Origin of the sequence: Komagataeibacter diospyri (assembly GCF_043995075.1) — a bacterium.
GTDB classification, from domain to species: domain Bacteria; phylum Pseudomonadota; class Alphaproteobacteria; order Acetobacterales; family Acetobacteraceae; genus Komagataeibacter; species Komagataeibacter diospyri.
Genome location: NZ_CP171837.1, coordinates 68,585 through 88,757, shown reverse-complemented (window position 1 = coordinate 88,757; position 20,173 = coordinate 68,585). Strand labels below are relative to the sequence as shown.

24 protein-coding genes and 1 pseudogene are annotated in these 20,173 nt (G+C 57.6%); 11 read left to right on the top strand and 14 right to left on the bottom strand.

Features of this window, described 5'->3' with window-relative positions:
* Positions 1 to 129 precede the first annotated feature (129 nt).
* The 3 genes from ACE2AA_RS16825 to ACE2AA_RS16815 form a co-directional block, all read right to left on the bottom strand.
* Entirely contained in the window at positions 130 to 783 is a 654-nt protein-coding gene (locus ACE2AA_RS16825) for a GNAT family N-acetyltransferase (RefSeq protein ID WP_395372481.1), read from the bottom strand.
* Positions 784 to 1,059: 276 nt separating this feature from the next.
* Positions 1,060 to 1,365, bottom strand: coding sequence for a CcdB family protein (locus ACE2AA_RS16820; protein WP_193713757.1), 306 nt, complete (start codon positions 1,363 to 1,365; stop codon positions 1,060 to 1,062).
* Positions 1,366 to 1,566 carry a type II toxin-antitoxin system CcdA family antitoxin gene (locus ACE2AA_RS16815; protein ID WP_193713795.1) on the bottom strand — a complete coding sequence of 67 codons (201 nt, stop codon included), beginning with the start codon at positions 1,564 to 1,566 and terminating at the stop codon, positions 1,366 to 1,368.
* A 364-nt stretch (positions 1,567 to 1,930) separates the two neighbouring features.
* Here ACE2AA_RS16815 and ACE2AA_RS16810 point away from each other — a divergent pair, with 364 nt between their 5' ends.
* Genes ACE2AA_RS16810 through ACE2AA_RS16800 form a run of 3 tightly spaced genes read left to right on the top strand, consistent with a single transcriptional unit; the run spans position 1,931 to position 3,828 of the window.
* Positions 1,931 to 2,473, top strand: a complete 543-nt coding sequence (locus tag ACE2AA_RS16810) for an Rrf2 family transcriptional regulator (protein ID WP_110570157.1) — start codon at positions 1,931 to 1,933, stop codon at positions 2,471 to 2,473.
* Positions 2,474 to 2,508: 35 nt separating this feature from the next.
* Positions 2,509 to 2,898: a cupin domain-containing protein gene (locus tag ACE2AA_RS16805; protein WP_281799298.1), complete on the top strand. Its 390-nt coding sequence runs from the start codon at positions 2,509 to 2,511 to the stop codon at positions 2,896 to 2,898.
* A gap of 21 nt (positions 2,899 to 2,919) precedes the next feature.
* Positions 2,920 to 3,828 carry an NAD(P)-dependent oxidoreductase gene (locus tag ACE2AA_RS16800; protein ID WP_281799300.1) on the top strand — a complete coding sequence of 303 codons (909 nt, stop codon included), beginning with the start codon at positions 2,920 to 2,922 and terminating at the stop codon, positions 3,826 to 3,828.
* A gap of 110 nt (positions 3,829 to 3,938) precedes the next feature.
* Here ACE2AA_RS16800 and ACE2AA_RS16795 read toward each other — a convergent pair whose 3' ends face one another.
* The 4 genes from ACE2AA_RS16795 to ACE2AA_RS16780 all read right to left on the bottom strand — a co-directional run bounded on the left by ACE2AA_RS16795 (position 3,939) and on the right by ACE2AA_RS16780 (position 7,402).
* Positions 3,939 to 4,322: a type II toxin-antitoxin system VapC family toxin gene (locus tag ACE2AA_RS16795; protein WP_281799301.1), complete on the bottom strand. Its 384-nt coding sequence runs from the start codon at positions 4,320 to 4,322 to the stop codon at positions 3,939 to 3,941.
* The gene (locus tag ACE2AA_RS16790; protein WP_181015904.1) at positions 4,319 to 4,657 is read right to left on the bottom strand and encodes a type II toxin-antitoxin system Phd/YefM family antitoxin; all 339 of its coding nucleotides are present in this window, start codon (positions 4,655 to 4,657) and stop codon (positions 4,319 to 4,321) included. The genes ACE2AA_RS16795 and ACE2AA_RS16790 overlap by 4 nt, the downstream gene beginning before the upstream one ends.
* A 521-nt stretch (positions 4,658 to 5,178) precedes the next feature.
* Positions 5,179 to 6,294, bottom strand: coding sequence for a metallophosphoesterase (locus ACE2AA_RS16785; protein ID WP_395372478.1), 1,116 nt, complete (start codon positions 6,292 to 6,294; stop codon positions 5,179 to 5,181).
* Positions 6,295 to 6,421: 127 nt separating this feature from the next.
* Positions 6,422 to 7,402: an SDR family NAD(P)-dependent oxidoreductase gene (locus tag ACE2AA_RS16780; protein ID WP_281799304.1), complete on the bottom strand. Its 981-nt coding sequence runs from the start codon at positions 7,400 to 7,402 to the stop codon at positions 6,422 to 6,424.
* Between the two features lie 121 nt (positions 7,403 to 7,523).
* On the opposite strand from ACE2AA_RS16780, the gene ACE2AA_RS16775 reads away from it, so the two are divergent.
* Both ACE2AA_RS16775 and ACE2AA_RS16770 read left to right on the top strand, forming a co-directional pair.
* On the top strand, positions 7,524 to 8,105 hold the full coding sequence (locus ACE2AA_RS16775) for a TetR/AcrR family transcriptional regulator (protein ID WP_281799305.1): 582 nt from the start codon (positions 7,524 to 7,526) through the stop codon (positions 8,103 to 8,105).
* A 55-nt stretch (positions 8,106 to 8,160) separates the two neighbouring features.
* Positions 8,161 to 8,460, top strand: a pseudogene (locus ACE2AA_RS16770) (FAD-dependent oxidoreductase); the annotation flags it as partial.
* Between the two features lie 79 nt (positions 8,461 to 8,539).
* Here ACE2AA_RS16770 and ACE2AA_RS16765 read toward each other — a convergent pair.
* The 3 genes from ACE2AA_RS16765 to ACE2AA_RS16755 all read right to left on the bottom strand — a co-directional run bounded on the left by ACE2AA_RS16765 (position 8,540) and on the right by ACE2AA_RS16755 (position 11,038).
* Positions 8,540 to 8,758 carry a ChaB family protein gene (locus ACE2AA_RS16765; protein WP_281799308.1) on the bottom strand — a complete coding sequence of 73 codons (219 nt, stop codon included), beginning with the start codon at positions 8,756 to 8,758 and terminating at the stop codon, positions 8,540 to 8,542.
* A gap of 277 nt (positions 8,759 to 9,035) precedes the next feature.
* On the bottom strand, positions 9,036 to 10,379 hold the full coding sequence (locus ACE2AA_RS16760; protein ID WP_281799309.1) for a sorbosone dehydrogenase family protein: 1,344 nt from the start codon (positions 10,377 to 10,379) through the stop codon (positions 9,036 to 9,038).
* A gap of 47 nt (positions 10,380 to 10,426) precedes the next feature.
* Entirely contained in the window at positions 10,427 to 11,038 is a 612-nt protein-coding gene (locus tag ACE2AA_RS16755; protein WP_281799310.1) for an NAD(P)H-dependent oxidoreductase, read from the bottom strand.
* 199 nt (positions 11,039 to 11,237) lie between these two features.
* On the opposite strand from ACE2AA_RS16755, the gene ACE2AA_RS16750 reads away from it, so the two are divergent.
* Positions 11,238 to 12,140, top strand: a complete 903-nt coding sequence (locus tag ACE2AA_RS16750; RefSeq protein ID WP_281799312.1) for a LysR family transcriptional regulator — start codon at positions 11,238 to 11,240, stop codon at positions 12,138 to 12,140.
* Positions 12,141 to 12,260: 120 nt separating this feature from the next.
* Here ACE2AA_RS16750 and ACE2AA_RS16745 read toward each other — a convergent pair whose 3' ends face one another.
* Positions 12,261 to 12,713, bottom strand: a complete 453-nt coding sequence (locus ACE2AA_RS16745) for an Lrp/AsnC family transcriptional regulator (protein ID WP_395372474.1) — start codon at positions 12,711 to 12,713, stop codon at positions 12,261 to 12,263.
* Positions 12,714 to 12,919: 206 nt separating this feature from the next.
* Here ACE2AA_RS16745 and ACE2AA_RS16740 point away from each other — a divergent pair, with 206 nt between their 5' ends.
* On the top strand, positions 12,920 to 13,549 hold the full coding sequence (locus ACE2AA_RS16740; protein ID WP_281799315.1) for a LysE family translocator: 630 nt from the start codon (positions 12,920 to 12,922) through the stop codon (positions 13,547 to 13,549).
* A gap of 58 nt (positions 13,550 to 13,607) precedes the next feature.
* Here ACE2AA_RS16740 and ACE2AA_RS16735 read toward each other — a convergent pair whose 3' ends face one another.
* On the bottom strand, positions 13,608 to 14,495 hold the full coding sequence (locus ACE2AA_RS16735) for a LysR family transcriptional regulator (RefSeq protein ID WP_281799316.1): 888 nt from the start codon (positions 14,493 to 14,495) through the stop codon (positions 13,608 to 13,610).
* A gap of 99 nt (positions 14,496 to 14,594) precedes the next feature.
* Between ACE2AA_RS16735 and ACE2AA_RS16730 the strand changes: the two genes are divergently transcribed.
* Positions 14,595 to 15,536: an AEC family transporter gene (locus ACE2AA_RS16730; protein ID WP_395372471.1), complete on the top strand. Its 942-nt coding sequence runs from the start codon at positions 14,595 to 14,597 to the stop codon at positions 15,534 to 15,536.
* Positions 15,537 to 15,542: 6 nt separating this feature from the next.
* Here ACE2AA_RS16730 and ACE2AA_RS16725 read toward each other — a convergent pair whose 3' ends face one another.
* A complete protein-coding gene (locus ACE2AA_RS16725; RefSeq protein WP_395372469.1) occupies positions 15,543 to 16,445 on the bottom strand; it encodes a LysR family transcriptional regulator in 903 nt (300 codons plus the stop codon).
* A gap of 101 nt (positions 16,446 to 16,546) precedes the next feature.
* Between ACE2AA_RS16725 and ACE2AA_RS16720 the strand changes: the two genes are divergently transcribed.
* Both ACE2AA_RS16720 and ACE2AA_RS16715 read left to right on the top strand, forming a co-directional pair.
* On the top strand, positions 16,547 to 17,308 hold the full coding sequence (locus ACE2AA_RS16720) for an SDR family NAD(P)-dependent oxidoreductase (RefSeq protein ID WP_395372468.1): 762 nt from the start codon (positions 16,547 to 16,549) through the stop codon (positions 17,306 to 17,308).
* A 107-nt stretch (positions 17,309 to 17,415) separates the two neighbouring features.
* Positions 17,416 to 18,294 carry an alpha/beta hydrolase gene (locus tag ACE2AA_RS16715; protein ID WP_395372466.1) on the top strand — a complete coding sequence of 293 codons (879 nt, stop codon included), beginning with the start codon at positions 17,416 to 17,418 and terminating at the stop codon, positions 18,292 to 18,294.
* Between the two features lie 267 nt (positions 18,295 to 18,561).
* Here ACE2AA_RS16715 and ACE2AA_RS16710 read toward each other — a convergent pair whose 3' ends face one another.
* Positions 18,562 to 18,924, bottom strand: coding sequence for a winged helix-turn-helix transcriptional regulator (locus ACE2AA_RS16710; protein WP_395372464.1), 363 nt, complete (start codon positions 18,922 to 18,924; stop codon positions 18,562 to 18,564).
* Positions 18,925 to 19,039: 115 nt separating this feature from the next.
* Here ACE2AA_RS16710 and ACE2AA_RS16705 point away from each other — a divergent pair, with 115 nt between their 5' ends.
* Positions 19,040 to 20,164 carry an alkene reductase gene (locus tag ACE2AA_RS16705; protein ID WP_395372463.1) on the top strand — a complete coding sequence of 375 codons (1,125 nt, stop codon included), beginning with the start codon at positions 19,040 to 19,042 and terminating at the stop codon, positions 20,162 to 20,164.
* The last annotated feature ends 9 nt before the right edge of the window (positions 20,165 to 20,173 follow it).

The following is a 20,173-nucleotide window of genomic DNA, read 5'->3' as shown; positions in this document are numbered from 1 at the left end:
AACCCGGTCTATCGCGGTTAACAATGTCGGCTTTCGCGCAACCACCATCACTACTTCGATGTCTGCCTTGAGGGCTACTACAGCCCGCCTGCTCAATGAATGGCACCAGACAGGCTGTTTAGGGGGGAATCAGCGCGGTTTCTGTCTGACCATGATCCAGTTCGGGAAGCTACGGCCATTGAGGGCAATGGGTTCATCGTTCGCCACCTGAAATCCCAGCTTCTCATAGAAGGTCACGTTTTGTGGTTTCTGGGTAACAAGTGATGCCGGGAATGGGGATGTATCCACTACGTATGACAGTTCGCGCCGCAATATGCTGGAACCCAACCCGCGCCCCTGGCAATCGGAACGAACAGCCATATTATTAAGATACCAACTCGGGTGCCCATTCAGGCATGCTTTCCGCCGGGCCTCGATCATGTTGATGACTTTTAACGTGCACCGAAAGGTCTCCAACCCATGGCGGAAGGGCAACGCCAGAAGGCCATGACGTGCCAACAGAGCAGGAGATGCTTCAGGAGAGCCGGGTGGGTGCCAGAACCCCATGGCGGCAACCCTTTCCCTATGGTCACGCGCCGCAAAACTCCGTCCCAGCGCGAACTGGACGCCAAGGTTCGCCTTCATCAGCCACATCAGGCGCGCGCGCCGGGTTACGGCATTGGGATAGAGGAAAACATGGGCCGGATTGTCAAAAAAAGCCTGGGTGAGGAGAACGGAGGCTTCATCGCGATCGAAAATGGTCAGGACCGCATCATTGAAAGCACCTATCATAGTATCCTTCATTTCAAGGCAGTCATTAGTTGACGTTTCTATATTTAATTTCCATAAACTCAATATTTTTTGTTTTATACCCATAATTTACCATATGAACTTTCGAATCTGCTCCTGCATCAAATGTTGACGTTCTATTGATCTCCCAATCTTTGCATCTCTTTGGGCTCCCTTCAGAATTGAACCCGTTTTTTCAAGAGAATTACCATCACGAATATCTGCTTTTCCGGTCTATCTGGAATGACCTAAATGTCCGAAATGGAGGCATAAGCCGACCACCGTCGCGTTTCAGAAACCTGTGAGAAGCAAATCAAGCGCCTGAGTAATTTCGTCTTGGCAAAGCGACAATGAAGCAATGATCTTCTTTAGATCACGGGCAGGAACTGCGGCCATAAACTGCGTCATCATGACGAAGGGACAGTCGTCAACCATAAACACCGGGTTCAGCCTCTTTGCAGGCTTTGGTGCGGTTCCCTGCGGCAGCAGCGGAACAACGACACGGGTACCCAGGGCGTCCAGAAGATCTGCCTGCACATCCAGAACGAAACGTGCTTCTCCCCGTCCGGCCAGACGATACACATCGAAACGGGCCACTTAGAAGTTCCGATAGTCCGCCAGGGGAAGCCCGTTCTCTTCAACATACTGCCGTGAGGCTTCGAGGGAAGCGCGATTGTCTGCCAGCCATTGCTGGGCACGGATCGACGCGATCGCTGACCTAATCCCCTGCTCGCAGGCCTGCGATATGTTGAGATCTAACGACTTGGCTTCTTCGAGCAGCTGAGCGGGTAGCGTCACATTTGTGGGGCGACGTGATGGAGTGCCAGAATGCACGCGAACCATAGCTTTGCTCCTATAGACTGGTGGTCAAGATATAGCACATGTTTATGTGCATTTGTATGCCCATATTTTTGCGCGAAAGTATGACCGCTTTCGGAAGGCCTCGACGGCTTTTCTTATGACCCACATGAAAGCGTCTGCGGCCTGTCCGCTTCACATTCCTTGAGCGGACAGGAAGTTCAGCGGGGGAAGCGGAACGTCGGCTTAGTCGCCGCTTCTTTCAGAAAGGGACATTTCAGGATTTACATTCGAGGTGGCTGCAAGGTCAGAATGACCAGTACAGCGTCTTGCGATTCAAAACGCGGACCTGTAAGGTCCGCGTATGGCACTTTATGGCGCAAGAACCGAATATATCCTGCACAGCCTGCTCTGGCTGGTCGATAATCCCGAACCTGTCAGCAGTCTCGATTTGGCAGAACTGCAGGACATTCCAGCGGCGTTTATCGCCAAGCTGCTTCCCAAGCTTGAAAAGGCGGGCCTGCTCACCGCGGTGGAGGGCTTGAGAGGAGGGTACAAACTGGGCAGAACGGCTGAAGAGATCAGCGTTCTGGCGGTGGTGGATGCAGTTGAGGGTCCAAAGGACCTTTTCAACTGTCAGGAAATCCGCGGTCGCTGCGCTCTCTTCGATCAGCGGCCGCCCGAGTGGGCAACGCAGGGTGTTTGCGAAATTCATGGTGTCATGCTGCGAGCTGAGCAGGCCATGCGTCGGGAACTGGCGCAGATTTCCTTGGCAGATCTAGCACGCTCCGTGCGGGATAAGGCTCCTTCTCCCTTTCTCGGAGAGGCGCAGTCGTGGTTCGACGAGCGTATTCAGACCCGCCGTACCAGCAAAGTCAGGCAACGGAAACGGTTGAACATATCCTGACCACCACAAAGCTTTTACCAATTGGAATATTGAAAATGCGCAAGTTTATTGCTCTTGCTGCCGTGGCTGCAGGTTTCTGGCCCCAGTCTCTTCATGCTGAGACCAAAGTCACGCCTCTGCTAGCCCATGATCTTTCGGGTATTCCCGGCAAAGAGGGGGCCATGCTGACGGTCGATTACGCCCCCGGAGGCTCGGATCCAATCCACAGACATAATGCTTCCGTTTTTGTCTATGTCCTGAAGGGAAGCATCACCATGCAGGTCAAAGGTGACGCGCCCGTAACGCTGAAAGAAGGACAGAGCTTCTATGAGGGACCAGACGAGGTCCATCTCGTTGGGCGTAATGCCAGTCAGACAGCGCCAGCGCGTTTCCTTGCGTTTTTCGTCAAAGATAAAGCAGCTCCATTTGTCTTTCCCGCGAAGTGATCAAAAGGATATCGAATTATCATGAAGGTTCTAGTGGCTGGAGCCAGCGGTGCATTGGGGCGTCCGCTGATCAGGATTCTGCGGGATTCCGGGCATGAGGTCTGGGGGTTGGCCCATTGTCCCGAGAGTCTGAAAACGATCGAAAGGCTCGGTGTTCATCCTGTGAATGGTGATGCACTTAATCGGACCAATATTTTCGAACTCATTGAGCAGATCCGCCCGGACGTGGTGATCGATCAGCTGACTTCCCTGCCGTCCAGTCCTTTCGACCTGCCACAGCGCCTGCCTGCTGATCGCCGACTGCGGCTGGATGGCGGTGGTAATCTTTTCGAGGCAGCCAAGACTTTCCAAGTAAAACGTTATGTCCAGCAGTTATCCGGGTTTTATCTGGATGGTGGAAAAGGGCTTGCAACGGAAGCGTCACCCTTGAGGATCAATGCTTCAGGGACGATCGGTGACAGTGCCCGTATGTATGCCGCGTTGGAACAGAGGGTTTCAAGCGCACAGGAAATGGAAGGTATCGGGCTGCGCTATGGGTTCTTCTACGGTCCCGGGACATGGTACTGGCCCGACGGTGCATTCAGTCGCCATCTTCTCAAGGGGGAAGTTTCTCTGATCGGCAAGGGGAGCAGCACATTTTCCTTCATCCATGTAGAGGATGCTGCACAGGCAACGGTGGCGGCCCTTACAGCGCCAAGCGGTATCTACAATATCGTAGATAACCAACCGACGACAATGTCTGACTGGCTACCGGCATATGCAAACTGGATCGGAGCTGATGCTCCTCCCTACCTCGATGAGCAGAAGGCTCTTCAACTCTTAGGTGAGGAAAGTGTCTATTTCCAGAACAGCCTGACAGGCGCATGTAATCGGAAAGCCCTTCGGGTACTGGGTCTCAGTCCACAATGGCCTTCATGGCTCAAAAAATAAATCCGAACTTATTCTTTTCATAACGGACATAAGACGTCCCCGCTTACGGGATAAAGTTTTGCACCCATATATGACCGACATGAAGGCGTAGTCTGACGGCAGTTTCTGCTTCACGAACAGCGTATTCGCTTGATGGGGTAGTGATCCATTTGTCCGTCTTCCGAAAGGAATGTGGCGTGTTCAGCTTGTGCCTGCGCCATCAGGAGATGGTCAAACGGATCACGATGATGCAGAGGCAAAGACATCAGGATCTGCAGGTGTTCGGGTTGTATTTGTAGCAGCGAGAAACCTTCCGCAGGAATGGCTGCCAGAATATCGTTCATATCCGCATCCAGTTTTCCGATACGGATTTTGATCGCAATCTCCCATAATGATACGATACTCACCAGAATATCGTGGGCCGGATCTGCAATGATCTCCCGTGCATTCTCACCCAGCCGGTCGGAGTCCGAAAGCCACCAGAGCAACGCATGCGTATCGAGCAGAACCTTCACAGGTCGCGTTCCATGCTCTCAAGAATGTCCGGCGGCGTCTCATCAAAATCTTCGCTCATTCTGATCCGCCCGCGAAGAGCTCCAGGCTGACGGCGGGGGCGATAGGAAGGAGCTGGCGGACGCAGTTCAGCCACAACCTCATCATGAGACGTCACGAGGATCGTACTGCCCTGTCTGACCTGACGCAGATACGCTGTCAGGTTCCCCCGGAACTCCCGAACACCGATTTTCTGTGGGGATGCGGCGTTATCTGAAAGATGCTCGCTCATGGTCTCCTCCTTGTGTGTCATCATATCATGTACACAGAAGGAGGAGGTAGAGAATTCCTGAGGCATATTCGATTTCAGAGATCAGTGGTATCCGACAGTGCCACAGCGTCCTCGACATCCACCACAAGGTATCGAACCGTACTATCCAGTTTTGAATGAAGTTGGCAACGCCGAGCAGGTTGGCGATTATGTCTTTAAATAATGTGCCCTGTGCAGTTCTTCCTTTAGCTTGTCCATAAGCTGCCCTACTGGCATAGCCCACTATCCGGCCCAATAAGCACCAAAACCACTTTCACCACAGTTTTTGGCGGCCTTGTTGAGTGCTTTCCCCGCATCATAGGCAATGGGGTAATCGGGAAGCGGTGGAATGCCGACACTGTCACTCAGGCTCGTAAACCGGTTTTGAAGACAGCGCGCAGGCCGTCCTGAAATGAGATCGGTCAGCCGGTCATACGACGCGCATATTTGTTCACTGTGTAAAAAGAGGTTCCCTGCAGGACCGGACGGACAGGAGCCATCACCCGAACGACACAGGAAATCGCATTAGAATATTGAAATTTTCAAGCACAGGATAAAGTTTCTCCCCCTCACCCCGCACGCAAAGTGAAACGGGTGATCTCAGATGGCCTGCCCAGCCGGAGCGCAAAACCCGGCCACAGCCCGGTGCCATTGCTGACGTAAAGCACCATGCCCCCCACATCATAGCGCCCGGAAACAAAACCGCTGTTGCCGCGCGCGACGAGACGGTCGAGGCCAACAATCATCCCACCATGTGTATGTCCTGACAATTGCAGGGCAACACCCTGGGCGGCAGCCTCACGCGCATCACCGGGCTGGTGATCGAGCAGCACGACCGGGACACCGACAGGAATCCCCGCAAGGGCCGCAGCCAGATCGGGGCCAGCCTGCCCATGCGCGAGTGCCGACCGGTCGGTAACGCCTGCAATGACCAGTCCGGCCCTTCCCCTTGAAATCACCACATGGCGGTTCAGCAACATGTGAAAGCCCAGTTCTGACAGGTGCTGCATCCAGTCGCCATAATCGAAGAAATATTCATGGTTTCCCGGGATCGCCAGAACACCGTCCGGCGCATATAGCCCTACAAGCGGTGCCACGTCGGCACGGCGCATGGCCACCGAGCCGTCAATAAAATCGCCTGTTACGACAATCATGTCGACCCTGGCCGCGTTGGTGCGCTCGACAACCGCCCTCGCCCATCGGGCGGGAAACAGCCGGCTGATATGCATGTCGGTCAACTGGACCAGCCGATATCCGTCAAACGCTGGCGACAGGCCGGGAATGGTTACGGTCACATCCCTGACCGGGGGCACCCGCAGCGCATTGGCAACGCCGATGGCGGAAAGTACCCCGGCGAGACCACCCACGGCGGCCCGCGCCGCCACCGGGATATGCACCGGCTGCCACGTTACCAGCGCAACCAGCAGCGCACCGATATCAAGCGCGATCTGGAACAGCATGAGAAACGCGATCGCCCCGAACGCCCAGTTGAACAGGATAATGACAGGCCGGGGAAATTCCGGGGCAAAGATGGAACCCGAGGAAAGCCGAGACCAGTAATGGTAAAGGGCGGCGATGATTATCAGGGTCGCAGCAATCACCTTCAGCCCCAGCGGAAGCGGTAACGGCCAGAGCCAGTTCAGGATCACGACAAGAAGGGGCAGGCCGAAAACAACAAGGCGCATTCAATATCCTCGCACGCAAGCGCAGGGAGACTTTTTCATCCCCCTGCGCCAGGGCCATTCATATCGGTAAACTGTCTGTCTGGGCGTCAGGAACGTCCATTATGCCACAAACAGGGCTACGGATGACTCAGGAGAATTTCTCCCCGACCATTTCCTCGCTTTTTGCCCACAGGGCCTCGGCATGTGCAGGATCGACCGCGTAAGCCCGTACCCCTTCACTGACCAGACTGATCGGCTGGTCATCGGGCACGACCGGGCTTACGTGGCAGTCTTCACAGTAATGGCCGCCGACGGCATCAGCCGCTCCCACCGCGCCCGCCCAGACTGCCGTGGCCGCCCCCTGTGGGATGGTCTTGAACTGGAACGGTGGCTTGCCTTCCGCCGCAGCCTGTTCATTGATCCGCGCCACCATCGCCTCAATGCCGCCTGCTGGCATGTAACGCGTCAGTTCGGTCAGGATTCCACCCGGATGCACCGCTGTTGCGCGCACGCCGCGCGCGCGGTGCCGTGCGTCAAAGGCTATGGCAAACAGGATATTGGCTGTCTTGGAACGGCCGTAGGCGATGAACGGGTCGTACGACGTATGCTCGAAATTCGGGTCGTTCAGGTCAACATCCGCAAAGCGATGTCCGGCTGAGGATACGTTCACAAGCCGGGCCCCGGTGCGCATCAGCCCCGCAATGCGGTTGACAAGGACAAAGTGCCCCAGATGATTGGTGCCGAACTGCGTCTCGAACCCATCCCTTGTATGGCCAAATGGCGTCGCCATCACGCCCGCATTGGCGATGACCAGATCGAAAGGCAGGGCGGCTGCGTTCAACTGATCGGCGCAGGCGCGGACACTACCCAGATCCGCAAGGTCCAGGGCGACCAGTTCGAAACTCCCGCCCCCACGCGCCGCATCCGCGCGGACCTGCCCGGTGGCATGCTCTGCTTTTTCCAGATTGCGCGCCGCTCCCACCACGTGGGCACCATGAGCCGCGAGGGCACGCGCGGTTTCAACGCCCAGACCGGCAGAAACGCCGGTTACAAGCACGCGTTTGCCCTTCAGCGATACGCTAGAGAGGACATCTTCCGTTGTCGAGCTTGCGCCAAAAGTCTGTGTCATGGGGAAAACTCCCTGAAAGGATGCATCCGTTTTTTGCCGAAATGGCATGCAGGATGTTATATGGAGCATGGCTCCGCTTGGTATATGCGGAGGATTGCTCCGTTTAACAAGAGGGAAACCGGTGACCGACGAAAAAAAGCCGCGCCGCCGACCGCGCAGCGATGGACAGCGCAACAGGACAAACCTGCTGAACGTGGCCAAGGCAGCCTTCACGGCAGGAGAAACCGATATTCCGTTGGATGAGATCGCCCGACGTGCAGGCGTGGGGATCGGCACGCTTTACCGCCATTTTCCCAATCGCGATGCGCTGATCGAGGCGGTCTATCGTGCTGAACTCGACCGCCTTGCCGATGCTGCGCCGGTCCTTGCCGCCCAGCACCCGCCGGTGGAAGCACTACGGGCCTGGATGCGACTGTTTGTTGACTATGTTGCCGCCAAGCTGGTGATCGCCCCTGCCCTCAACGGGCTTGCAGGCGGCACGGGCGCACTTTATGCCCAATCCGGCACGGTCCTGCAGGGTGCGATCGACGGGCTTGTCGCAGCTGCCGTTGCCAGTGGCGACATCAGCGCGGATATCGAGCCGGTTGACCTGCTGCGTGCCCTGGCCGGGGTTTCGAACTACGCCGCTGGCCCCGGCTGGGAGACCAGTGCGAAGCGTCTGGTCGATATTCTCATCGCCGGATCGCGGGTATCGGCATCGTAGTTGAATGGGAGCGTTCTGGCGGGCGGAATGACCGTCGCCCTGCGTGACGGATATAGCCCTGCCGCCCGTACTACTGTGGCAGCACCAACCCGGCCTGACCCTGATTGGTGATGCCGCACATCTCATGTCTCCGTTCGCGGGCAACGGGACCAATCTTGCCCTGGATGACGGCGCGGAACTCGGCCAATTGCTCATCGCCCATCCCCATGACATGAACGCGGCCGTGGCGGCCTATGAGGCGGCACTTTTTCCACGAAGCCACGAAAAGGCGCGGCTGTCTGCGCAAAATCTGGACCTGTTTTTTGGACCGGATGCACCCGCCAGCGTGGTCGATCTGTTTGACCAGTTCGCGTGAGTGATATGGTCCTTCAGAGGACAGGCAGATGCTTCTGAAACACTACAGATCCGGCGGGCATGACAATGGGTGGCACCCGTCAGGCATCGTTCCGTTCGACCCAGACGTTACCATCCTTGACGTATTTACGCTTCACAGCCGCCCACGCCACGCGATTGGCGGCTTCCTCGGGGTCTTCACCTTTCGCACCGTATTCGGTCCAGGCATTGTTGAATGCGGCCCGGAAAATTTCCTGGGCATGGGTGGGCAGGTGCAGACGGACCCGGTCTGGCAGATCGTGGATTGATGAGTAAGGCATCAGGTCACTCCATTGGTCAGGACTTCATCTGTCACGCACAGACCTGTCGGGGCAACCTTCAGGTCATACCATGACGGGTCGGTTGCAATAGCTGTGCTGAAGCAGGTCAATCCGGACAGTTTTCGTGGTTCGCAGGCAGTTATGCCGAAAATGACCTATGGTGGAGGAAGTTGCCTAACCGCTCCCCTGACGACATCAGTCCGTCATGAGCGTGGCATATGTCATCTCAGAACCGGTCCAAGAGAAATGAGCCGGGTGCATCCGGTTTGCAACCCATTCATTCGGCAGCGTTACCGGACACACGCCATACGACACCGCCCACATCGTCTGCCACCAGTAATGCGCCCGACCTGTCAATTGCGAGGCCGACCGGTCGACCATGCACATGCGCTTCGTCGGCCGTCAGGAAACCCGTAAGCACATCAACCGGCTTGCCAGACGGCTTCCCATCGGCAAACGGCACATAGAGGACTTTGTAGCCGCTTTTGGGACGGCGGTTCCACGATCCATGCTGTGCGACGAACATCCCGTGGCGCCAGGCGTCCGGAAGCTGGGTGGCATCCTGAGAGAAGGTGATGCCAAGGGAGGCCGTATGCGGGCCGAGCGCGTAATCTGGCACAATCGCCTGCGCGACGAGGTCCGGCCGCTGCGGCGAGACCCGTGTATCAACATGCTGGCCGTAATAGCTGTAAGGCCAGCCATAGAATGCGCCTTCCTTGACCGAGGTAATGTAGTCGGGGACGAGGTCGCTGCCGATTTCATCGCGCTCGTTGACCACCACCCACAGGGCACCGCTTTCCGGCTCAAAGGCCAGGCCGTTCGGGTTGCGCAGCCCGGTTGCATAGGGCGTCAGCTTTCCCGTGCCCAGATCGAGCCGGTCAATCCGGGCCCGTCCCTCTTCGACGTCCATCCTGTTATCGGCAACATTGCTGTTGGACCCGACGGTCACATACAGGAAACGCCCATCCGGGCTGGCGAGCAGGTTTTTCGTCCAGTGATGGTTGTAGCCCGCTGGCAGATCCACAACCTTGGTTCCCGGCGCATCAATCCGCATGTCACCGTCATGATAGGGAAAGCGAAGGATTGCATTGGCGTTGGCAACGTAGAGATCATTGCCCACCAGCGCCATGCCGAAAGGCGAATAGAGATGGTCGAGGAACACCGTGCGGGTATCCGCCGCCCCATCACCCTTGGTGTCGCGCAACAGGATGATCCGGTTCGGGCTGGCCTCCCCCGCGCCCACCTTACCCATCACAAACCCCGCAATGCGGTTTTTGAGTGTCTGGACATCCGTTTTGGGCGAATTGCTCTCGGCCACCAGAATATCGCCATTGGGCAAACGGTAGAGCCATCGGGGGTGGTCGAACCCTTTCGCATAGGGCGCAACCGCCAATCCCTGAGCGGATGTGGGTCCCTGCCCGTCCGCCCAACCCACGGGTGTCGCGACATTGACAGTCGGAAACAGCGTATGGTTGGGCTGCGGCAGATCAGGATGCGGGCCTGTTCCTGCCGTTACGGGAAGGGATGCGCTTTCCGGGCATAGCACCAGTTCCCATGTCGCTGCACCAAGCACCGCCAGGCCGATCACTCCGGCGCTGCCCCAACGTATCCATGTCTTCATGCTATTCTCTCGGTTCCATGTTGCCCGGCAAAACCCTGCGATCCGGGCTACGATTCAGCGCCATTTCTTGGCAGGACAAAGCCAAGACCGTCTGCAAGATGGGCACGGTAGCGCGCGACGGTCCGATCAACTGCCGGTGCCTTCATAACGTTTGACGCAAGATACGTTGCAAGCGGTGCCATACCCAGGAACTGGTTGGCCTTATGGAAAGGGAAATAGACCGCATCAATCCCCTTCCCTTCAAAGAACTGTGCCGGATCGACAAAGGCTTCTTCCGGGGCGTTCCATGTCAGGGAAAGCATGTAATGCTTCCTCTGCAGCAGGCCGCCTGAACCGTATTTGCGCTCAGGATGCGACCGGCTGCGCCCATCATTGGCGTAAAGCGTGCCATGACCGGCGGTGAAGACTTCATCGACATACTTCTTGACCGTCCACGGCGCGCCCATCCACCAGCCCGGCATCTGGTAGATGACCAGATCAGCCCACAGGATATTCTCGACTTCGGCCTGAATGTCATACCCGGCGTCGATCTTTGTCTGCCGCGTGTTGAAACCCGCATTCGACAGGAGTTCAAGGGCGGCGTCATGCAGCGTATCGTTCAGACGACCATGAGAATGGGCGAAAGCCTTTCCACCGTTCAGAAGGAGAATGTTTTTCATCGCAATAGTGTCCTGCAAAAGTATCCCGGATACGCCTGATCAGGTTTCAGAGCCATTGTCCGGAAGCATTTTCAATATGACGGCGCCTTGGCGGTGCGAGCGGCATCTGTTCCCTACGGAACATGATGAACTTGACAGGCTTTGATAATCCGTCGCTTCTCCACAGCACCTGTGAACCTGTTTCATCAAAGAGGCGCTGATGGATAACCGGATTGGCGAAATGCAGATGTTTCTGCGTGTCGTGGAAAGCGGCAGTTTTTCCGGGGCAGCCCGCCTGTCGATGACAACGCCCTCGACAATAAGCAAACTGATCGCCCGTGTTGAAACACGCCTTGGCGTGCGCCTGCTTGAACGTTCGACACGGCGGCTTTCCGTCACGCCGGAAGGGCAGCTTTACTACGAGCGTGCTCAGGCACTGATCGCCGAACTTGACGATATGGAACATGCGCTCACCACAGGATCAGTTCGACCGGGCGGCACTGTGCGCATCAATGCCTCGGTGGCCTTCGGGGCGCTGGCGCTTGAACCTCTCCTTCCAGAATTCTGGAATGCCTATCCGGATATCGTCGTTGATCTGTCGCTCTCCGATGAATTGACGGACCTTTATCTTGACCGCACGGATGTCGCCTTTCGGGTCGGACCGTTGCAGGACTCAAATCTGACAGCGCGGCATATCGGCACGGCACGACGCAAGATTGTTGGATCACCGGATTACCTGAAACGGTTCGGCACACCGCAGCGCATTGATGATCTGGACCAACACAAATGCCTTGGCTTCAATTTCCGGCGTGCCGCCCCTGTCTGGCCGCTGCAGGAGAAGGGGCGCATCGCGGATCGTATTGTCCAAGGTCCCCTGCTCGCCAATAACGGCGAAACAGTCAGACGCCTGACGCTACGGGGTGCGGGGCTGGCGCGGCTTGGCGATTATCATGTGCGCGATGACATCAAGGCCGGCCGTCTCGTCGAGGTTCTGGCCCATGCGGACGCGCAGGACGAAGAAGAGATCCATGCACTGTATCTTGGTAGCAAACAGACGCCCCAGCGCGTGAAAGTGCTTCTGGACTTCGTCATTCCGCGCCTTCAGGCGTATTTGCGTACCTGAATGTCGCGCATTCTGTCAGATCAGGACGGAAGAATTGATCTCCGGACGGTGCTTTCACGCATGCGCCAATATAACAGCCCGCTTCGCTTCCATCATCTCCAGCATGATGGGTGAGATATCTTATGCAAAGTTTGCGTTCTTGACCTTCAGGAGGGGTATGTCGGTCTTCATACTCCGCACACCTTTGATCCGCGCAAGGTGTTCGCTCTGAAAACGTCTCAGTCCTGGAAGGTCTTCTGCAACAACGCGCAACAGGAAATCACAATCTCCCGCAAGGACATGCGCTTCCGTCACCTGCGGAAGCTTCCCGATTTCCTCGACGAAATGCTCGGACTGCCGCTCGTCTTCTCCCGTCAGCCATATCCTGACAAAAGCCGTCACGCCGAACCCGGCTTTTGCGGGGTTCACAACGGCGACATACCCCTCGATAACGCCACTTTCTTCCAGCATCCGCACCCGGCGCAGGCATGGCGAGGGAGAAAGCCCAACGCGCCTGGCAAGTTCATTGTTAGGGCAGCGGCCATCTTCCTGGAGAACGTGAAGAATACGCCGATCAATCGCATCCAGTTTCATTGGCATTTTATATCATTCATGAACATTTTGACGCAATCATATGCCAGATATTGGCGGAAAAATTGGCATAAACGCAACCCCCTGTCCGCTGGTCCGCGCTATCCTGCTCTCTCTCGCGTCGCAGGAATAGTGATCCAAAGCATAATCGGAGAGCATGAAAACGCCGCGGGACCTTGTAGATTTTCTTCTAAAGCGGCGCGTCTTCGATGAATTTGCATACACTTCTTGCCTTCTGGACAATCTCCATCCTCCTTGCCGCAACTCCTGGTGCTGACTGGGCGTATGTCATTTCCGCCGGAATACGTGCTCATGCCGCAGTCGTTCCTGCGGTATTCGGCCTGTTCCTGGGATATCTCGCCATTACCGGAACGGTCGCAGGTGGTATCGGTACGCTTGTCGCCAGCATGCCGCTTGCGGTCACCATTCTGACATTTGCAGGCGCGGCCTATCTCATAAAACTGGGCATTTCCCTGTTGCGTCATCCTCCCGTGCCGAAAGAGGGACATGAACGGGAAACTGGTGCGCGGCGCTGGATTGCCAAAGGGTTCGCCATCAGTGGCCTGAACCCCAAGGCTCTTCTGTTTTTTCTTGCCCTTCTGCCCCAGTTTACAAATCCGGGTTCATCATGGCCGATCTTTTTACAGATCGGGATCTTGGGCATCATTCATACAATGAACTGCGTATCCATCTATCTGATGGTCGGATTTGGCGCGCGGACAATATTAAGCAGCCGCCCCAAGGCGTCCATCGTGATGGGCTATATATCTGGAGCGATCATGATTGTTCTTGGGCTGGGTCTGGCATCGGAAGACATCATGAAATTACTCCACTCATGACGATGGAATATGAAGAGCAAAGATATTGGAAACTGGCTCTCTGCACAGGTTCCATGGATCAGAGTGAAGTCCGCTGTATCGATTTCCCGATTTCCATAAATGTCGAGACTGCTGGGTTTTTTGTAGTAATCGGCGCGCGAAGGACAACGTCGAGTTGCGGCGCGTCTGTCAAAGCCCGTGATATCAGTCCTGCCCCCAGTTCGGTACACAGCGATGCGGGGATAAGGGCTACGCCCAGCCCTTTTGCAACAAGCTGGATGATCGTGTGCTGCAACCGCGGTTCAAGCACGACATGCGGGACAATTCCCCTGGCCGAAAAATAGCTGTTGATCGCGGATCGCAGAGCCGGCGCCGTCGCGGCGGGTGCTGCGATGATCTTCTCCTCGCGGAGTTCCTCAGGACCAATCTGGCCGACTGTGGCAAGGGGATGGTCCTTACGCATGATGATGCGTAATCGCTCCCTGGCCAGCAGCACGGTCTGCAGGTGTGGCGCATATCCGCAGTCAAATGTTACGGCGGCATCCAGCGTTCCTGCCACCAGCATCTCATCGATTTCTGTCGGCGTGCGTTCATCAAGCACAAGCCGGACATCCGGCCTTGACTCTGCATAAAGCTGCACGAGTTGCGGCACGACGCTGTGGGCGGCATGCATCATGAATCCAAACCGCAATTCGCCCTTCATGCCGCTGGCAACCAGCCTGACATCCCGGCAGGCCTCCTCAAACTGCCCCAGCACGTTACGGCAGTCTTTCATGAAGTATTCCCCGGCCGGGGTCAGCGCCACGTTGCGCGAGTTTCGTTCAAACAGCTTCACGCCCAACGTGCGCTCGATCATGGCAATCTGGCGACTGAACGGCGGCTGGCTCATGTTCATTCGCTCGGCGGCCCGACCGAAATGGAGCGTCTCCGCCAGGGCCATGAAATACTGCATATGCCGCGTGTCCATCTGATACCCTGAAAGCATTGATCGTGAACCATATGAGCATTGGATTATATCAATAGCCTCCGGTAGCGTCACGCTTTTGCTGACCGCCCGAGATTCTTGATGCTGAACAATCTGCTGATCGTCCTGCCTATCTTTGCCCTCATCCTTACCGGATGGATCGCACGCAAATCGGGTGCGCTTGGCCCCAATGCCACACGCGAGGTCAATCGGTTGGTGGTCTATCTTGCGTTGCCTGCGGTGCTGTTCGATATCGTGGCGAACGCAAAACTGACCGATCTGTGGGAGCCGGGATTCATTGCGGCATTCACGCTTGGCTGTTTTATCGTGTTCGCCGGAACGCTGTGGTGGCGGGTATCGACAGGACATCATCTTGCCGATGCGGCCATTGACGGACTGAACGCGAGCTACGCCAATACGGGGTTCGTCGGCTTCCCGCTTGTCCTGTCCCTTGTCGGCGATACCGGCATGGCGCCAACGCTCATCGCCACGATCGTGACGGTCTGTGTGCTGTTTGTCATAGCGATCGTCCTGATCGAGGCCGGACTGCAGACCGAAGCACGACCGCGCGACATCGTCGCGAAAACGCTCTTCTCGCTGGTGAAAAATCCATTGCTGGTGGCGCCAGCACTTGGTGGCCTTGTCATGGTATCGGGTGGCCACCTGCCGGAACCGGTTCATGCCTTCCTGAAGCTTCTCGGCGGGGCTGCATCCCCCTGCGCCCTGATCGCCCTCGGTCTGTTCCTTGCCGGGAATTCGGCCGGTGCTGCGTCTGCACGCCCGTCGACTGCCGCCATTCTTGTCGGCCTGAAGCTGATTGCCCAGCCTCTGGTTACGTGGATCATCGCAGCGCCCGTGCTGCACCTGCCGCCAACAATGACACATATTGCCGTGCTTCTTGCCGCACTCCCGACAGGAACCGGCTCGTTCATGCTGGCGGAATTCTATGATCGGGAGGCAGCCCTTACGGGACGGGTCGTCCTCGCCTCCACCGTGTTCTCGATTGCAACAATCTCGCTCTATCTCGCCTTTGCGCCCGCGTAGGGATGCTCACGCGCATTGTGAATGAAGTCGCGGGCCAATAATCTCCACCAGCCAGTCCACGAACACCCGCACACGCGGAGAAAGCTGCCTGTTGCTCGGGTAAAGCACAGAGACCGGCGTTGGCATGGGTGGGAAATTAGGGAGAACTTCGATCAACGTGCCATTTGCAAGGTCATCCTCAAAGCCATAGCGCGGCACCTGCACGAGGCCAAAGCCGAGCCTGGCCGCTTCGGCGTAGGTATCAACGCCGCCGACCAGCAGGCGTGCGGGAAGCGAGACCTCGATCACCTCATCTCCGCGCGTAAACTCCAGTGGTAGGGGCTGGCCAGTGCGTGAGGATACGAAGCCGATCATCTGATGCCCCTGCAGATCGTCGGGGGAGGCAGGCGTTCCGTGCCGCGCCAGATAGTTCGGGCTGGCGACCGTCACCTCTTCCATCACGCCCAGCGGCCGGGCGATCATGTCGCTATCCGGCAGGATTCCGGTCCGGACCACGCAGTCCACCCCTTCGCGCACCAGATCGACAAACCGCTCGCCCTCGCCAAGATGAACGGTCAGCGCCGGGTGGCGTGCAAGGAAGTCCGGCAATGCCGGCAGCAGGATCATGCGCGCCAGACGGCCAATGACGTCAGCGCGCAACAGACCGGCCACAGCCCCACTCGCGCCACGATCGGCATCTTCAAGGTCAGCCAGAATCGCCACACACCGACGATAATAGGCGGCACCTTCCTCGGTTGGCCGGACGTGGCGGGTGGAGCGCTGCAGCAGTCGGGTGCCGAGCCTTTGCTCCAACGCCTTGATCGCAGCGGTCGCAACCGGGCGGGAGACGCCGCAATCGGCTGCCGCGGCGCTGAAGCTGCCACGGTCAACAATTCGAACGAAGAGGTCGAGTGTGGCAAGCCTGTCCATGGGATTATTCCATGGCGCAAAACAATGCTGGCGGAAAGAGCGATCTTATCGAACGGGCAATGGTGTGACCAAGATTGGTCCCTCATCAGATGGAGATACTCATGCCAGAAGCGAACACCATTGCCATTGTCACCGGCGGCAGCCGTGGACTGGGCCGCGCCACCGTTGAGGCTCTCGCCCGACGCGGCGTCTCGTCGATTTTCACCTACCACACCAACAGATCCGCAGCCGATGAGGTGGTTGAGAATGTCCAGAGCAGCGGTGCCCGCGCGGTGGCGCTGCCACTCGACACCGGCGATACGCATGCCTTTCCTGCCTTTGCCGAGGAAGTCGGGCGCGTGCTGCGCGAATGGGGAGCAGAACGTTTCAGTTATCTGGTCAACATGGCTGGCACATCTCATAGCGGGCTGTTTGGCGAGGTAACGGAAGAGGATTTCGACGCCGCCTACCGCGTTCACGCCAAGGGTCCGTTCTTCCTGACGCAGACGCTGCTGCCGCTGATCGCGGATGGTGGGCGGATCGTGAACATCTCATCCGGCCTGACGCGCTTTTCCTATCCCGGCTGGATTGCCTATGCCGCCATGAAAGGGGCGGTGGAAGTGATGACACGTTACATGGCCAAGGAACTTGGGGCCCGTCGCATTGCCGTCAATACGGTCGCGCCAGGCGCGATCCAAACCGATTTCTCGGGCGGCATGGTACGGGATAATCCGGACATTGCCCGCCATATTGGGGAGATCACCGCACTTGGGCGTCCTGGCCTTCCTGACGATATCGGCCCGATGATTGCCTCGCTTTTGTCCGAGGATAATCGCTGGGTGAATGCGCAGCGGATCGAAGTTTCTGGTGGTCAGGCCATTTGAAGGCTGGCCGTTCCACAAACGGAACGTCACAATGATATATGAAGCGGCCCGGAGACCATGTCTGGTCTTCGGGCCATGAGCAATAGTGGGCCTGGGCATTGGATGAAATGATCAGAAGCAGTCAGCACAGGCTCATGCCGAACTATCTGTGCTGCACGATCATCGTGCTGGCCGCCTGCGTTCTCCTGCCACGCGTGGGATATGCCGGTGATCGCACCGCACCGGGGATTACTGGCAATATTCCAGATCCGGGCATCAATGAACGTGTCATGAATATACCTCTCCGTGCAGGCGGATCTGTCCGGGTCATTTTCAGTTCCCCGGAGCGGCCATTGGCGACGATCATCATGTTTCCGGGCGGAACTGGTGACATCGGCCTCGGGCAGGATGGGCGCATCCGTCATGACGACAACTTCGTCGTGCGAACGCGTGACGCGTGGAACAGGCAGGGGTTTGCGGTTCTCATTCCCGATACAGTTGGTCGTCTCAATCTGCGCGGGCAGCGTAGTTCCGCGCGTTATGCCCACCTTGTCGAGGATATCATCGCTTCCGTGCATAGACTGGACTCAGGGCCTGTTTTTCTACTTGGTACAAGCCAGGGTGCCGTTGCAGCCGTCAATGGCGCGGCCCATGCCGCTTCAGGGGATATTGCCGGTGTCGTGCTGACTGAATCGGTATCCGTTATGGGCGGCAGCGGAGAAACCGTTTTCAGCGCCCATCCGGAGAAGGTGCAGGCTCCCGTTCTTGTTGTCGCCAATCGCGATGACCGATGCAACGTTGCCCCGCCACAGGATGCAAGGCGAATTGGCGCGGCCATGACAGGCAGTCGTGACGTCACCGTGTTAATGGTGGCAGGCGGCACAATCCGGTCTGAAAAGAACTGTGGTTCGCTTACGCCACACGGCTATTTTGGCATTGAGGCAGAGGTCATTACCCGCATTAGTGCTTGGCTGGAGGCCACGATCCGGGCTGCTTCCTTGAAGTAGAACAGCGCTTTTTCCGGGATATGGAATAGCGTATCCCCTACCAGCAGGTATTTCTCATGGCGGCAGCTACCCAAGCTGCGACCGAGTGAACCGGCAATGTCCAGCCTCTGCCTGCTCACGTCCCAACGGTGATCAATACCTCTGCGACAGATAGTCACCAGATATCGTATTTCCCGGAATCTCGGGCTGTCTGACGATGAATTATTCCATTGCGAAGAAAGTGAAGCCAGCCGTCTCCTTGGTTTCTGCAAGCATTCTCGGTCAATCTCAATCAGCAGCTTTGTTCCGCTGAACCGAATGGGCGTAGCGATCTCCCCATGTCTTGAGCGCCTGAATGACCGGCTTCAGCGTCTTTCCCAGATCGGTCAGAGCATATTCCACATGCGGCGGCACTTCCGGGAAGACGGTGCGGGACACCAGCCCGTCGGCTTCGAGTTCGCGAAGCTGGTTGGTCAGCATCCGCTGCGTGACGTTGGGCAGGCGGCGGCGCAGTTCGCCGAACCGCAGCACCCCGTCCGCGAACAGGTGATACAGGATCAGCGCCTTCCACTTGCCCCCAAACAGTTCGAGCGTGGCTTCCACCGTACAGCCGGGGCTGCAGGCCAGCGTGGTGTGACGGATGCGGGGCATGGTATCATTCCTGACACTAGTGGCGGTTTATGTGCGTTCTTGCGCACACCACAGGCTGGGTCAATGTTTACATGCGGGCCGAACGGATGGCCTGCATTTGTAAACAGGGTTGATCATGTCTTCATCTTCTTTATTCGGACCTGTGCGGCTGGGCGACCTGTCGCTGGAAAACCGGATCTTCCTGCCACCGCTGACACGCTGCCGCAGCACCCAGCCCGGCGATATTCCCAACGCGCTGATGGCCGAGTATTACGCGCAGCGCACGCAGGCCGGCTTCCTGATTACCGAAGGCACGCAGATCGAACCCCGCGGGCAGGGCTATGCCTGGACACCGGGCATCTACTCCCCTGAACAGGTCGCGGGCTGGAAACTGGTCACTGACGCGGTGCACACAAAGCGGCGGCCCATCTTTGCGCAGTTATGGCATGTGGGTCGTGTCTCTCACCGCGCATTGCAGCCCGGTCATGAGGCGCCGATCGCCCCGTCAGCGGTTGCGGCAACAGGCGTGAACGTGTTCATCCCCACGGGGCCGGGCACGGGAAAGCTGGTGCCCCCTGACATGCCGCGCGCACTCTCCATCCCCGAAATCCATGAACTGGTAGAGATGTATGCGCAGGCGGCGCGCAATGCGCTTTCCGCCGGGTTTGATGGCGTGGAGATCCACGCGGCCAATGGCTACCTGATCAACCAGTTCATCTCCGAACGGGCCAATTTCCGCACCGATGCCTATGGCGGCAGCCTGTCCAACCGCCTGCGCTTTCTGCGTGAAGTAGTGGAGGCCGTCTCCGCTGTGGTCACGCCCGCGAGAATGGGCGTGCGGTTCTCTCCGCTGTTCGGCACGACCACGGAAGAGCGTGTCTATCTCGGCCTGCTGGAAGACAACCCGGCGGAAACCTACACGCAGGCCGTGCGCGTGCTGGCCGAGGCAGGCATCGCCTATGTCTCGCTGGCCGAGGCTGACTGGGACAATGCGCCCCAAATGCCGGACACCTTCCGCGCCAGCGTGCGCGACATCTTTGGTGGCCGCATTCTGTGCGCGGGCCGTTACGACCTGCACAAGGCGCAGCATGTGCTGGGCCATGGATGGGCGGACATGATCGGCTTTGGCCGGAAGTTCATCGCCAATCCGGACCTGCCCGCGCGGCTGGAACATAACTGGCCGCTCAATCCGCTGGACCCGGCGACGATGTATGGCGGCAGCGCGCATGGCTACACCGACTACCCTTTCCATAATCAATAAACAGGGGAA

Coding starts and splice junctions, on each gene's coding strand:
- ACE2AA_RS16825 (WP_395372481.1), bottom strand. CDS start 783: ATGAAGGATACTATGATAGGTGCTTTCAATGATGCGGTCCTGACCATT.
- ACE2AA_RS16810 (WP_110570157.1), top strand. CDS start 1,931: ATGGCACTTTATGGCGCAAGAACCGAATATATCCTGCACAGCCTGCTC.
- ACE2AA_RS16805 (WP_281799298.1), top strand. CDS start 2,509: ATGCGCAAGTTTATTGCTCTTGCTGCCGTGGCTGCAGGTTTCTGGCCC.
- ACE2AA_RS16800 (WP_281799300.1), top strand. CDS start 2,920: ATGAAGGTTCTAGTGGCTGGAGCCAGCGGTGCATTGGGGCGTCCGCTG.
- ACE2AA_RS16790 (WP_181015904.1), bottom strand. CDS start 4,657: ATGCCTCAGGAATTCTCTACCTCCTCCTTCTGTGTACATGATATGATG.
- ACE2AA_RS16785 (WP_395372478.1), bottom strand. CDS start 6,294: ATGCGCCTTGTTGTTTTCGGCCTGCCCCTTCTTGTCGTGATCCTGAAC.
- ACE2AA_RS16780 (WP_281799304.1), bottom strand. CDS start 7,402: ATGACACAGACTTTTGGCGCAAGCTCGACAACGGAAGATGTCCTCTCT.
- ACE2AA_RS16765 (WP_281799308.1), bottom strand. CDS start 8,758: ATGCCTTACTCATCAATCCACGATCTGCCAGACCGGGTCCGTCTGCAC.
- ACE2AA_RS16760 (WP_281799309.1), bottom strand. CDS start 10,379: ATGAAGACATGGATACGTTGGGGCAGCGCCGGAGTGATCGGCCTGGCG.
- ACE2AA_RS16755 (WP_281799310.1), bottom strand. CDS start 11,038: ATGAAAAACATTCTCCTTCTGAACGGTGGAAAGGCTTTCGCCCATTCT.
- ACE2AA_RS16750 (WP_281799312.1), top strand. CDS start 11,238: ATGGATAACCGGATTGGCGAAATGCAGATGTTTCTGCGTGTCGTGGAA.
- ACE2AA_RS16745 (WP_395372474.1), bottom strand. CDS start 12,713: ATGAAACTGGATGCGATTGATCGGCGTATTCTTCACGTTCTCCAGGAA.
- ACE2AA_RS16740 (WP_281799315.1), top strand. CDS start 12,920: ATGAATTTGCATACACTTCTTGCCTTCTGGACAATCTCCATCCTCCTT.
- ACE2AA_RS16735 (WP_281799316.1), bottom strand. CDS start 14,495: ATGGACACGCGGCATATGCAGTATTTCATGGCCCTGGCGGAGACGCTC.
- ACE2AA_RS16730 (WP_395372471.1), top strand. CDS start 14,595: ATGCTGAACAATCTGCTGATCGTCCTGCCTATCTTTGCCCTCATCCTT.
- ACE2AA_RS16725 (WP_395372469.1), bottom strand. CDS start 16,445: ATGGACAGGCTTGCCACACTCGACCTCTTCGTTCGAATTGTTGACCGT.
- ACE2AA_RS16720 (WP_395372468.1), top strand. CDS start 16,547: ATGCCAGAAGCGAACACCATTGCCATTGTCACCGGCGGCAGCCGTGGA.
- ACE2AA_RS16715 (WP_395372466.1), top strand. CDS start 17,416: ATGATCAGAAGCAGTCAGCACAGGCTCATGCCGAACTATCTGTGCTGC.
- ACE2AA_RS16710 (WP_395372464.1), bottom strand. CDS start 18,924: ATGCCCCGCATCCGTCACACCACGCTGGCCTGCAGCCCCGGCTGTACG.
- ACE2AA_RS16705 (WP_395372463.1), top strand. CDS start 19,040: ATGTCTTCATCTTCTTTATTCGGACCTGTGCGGCTGGGCGACCTGTCG.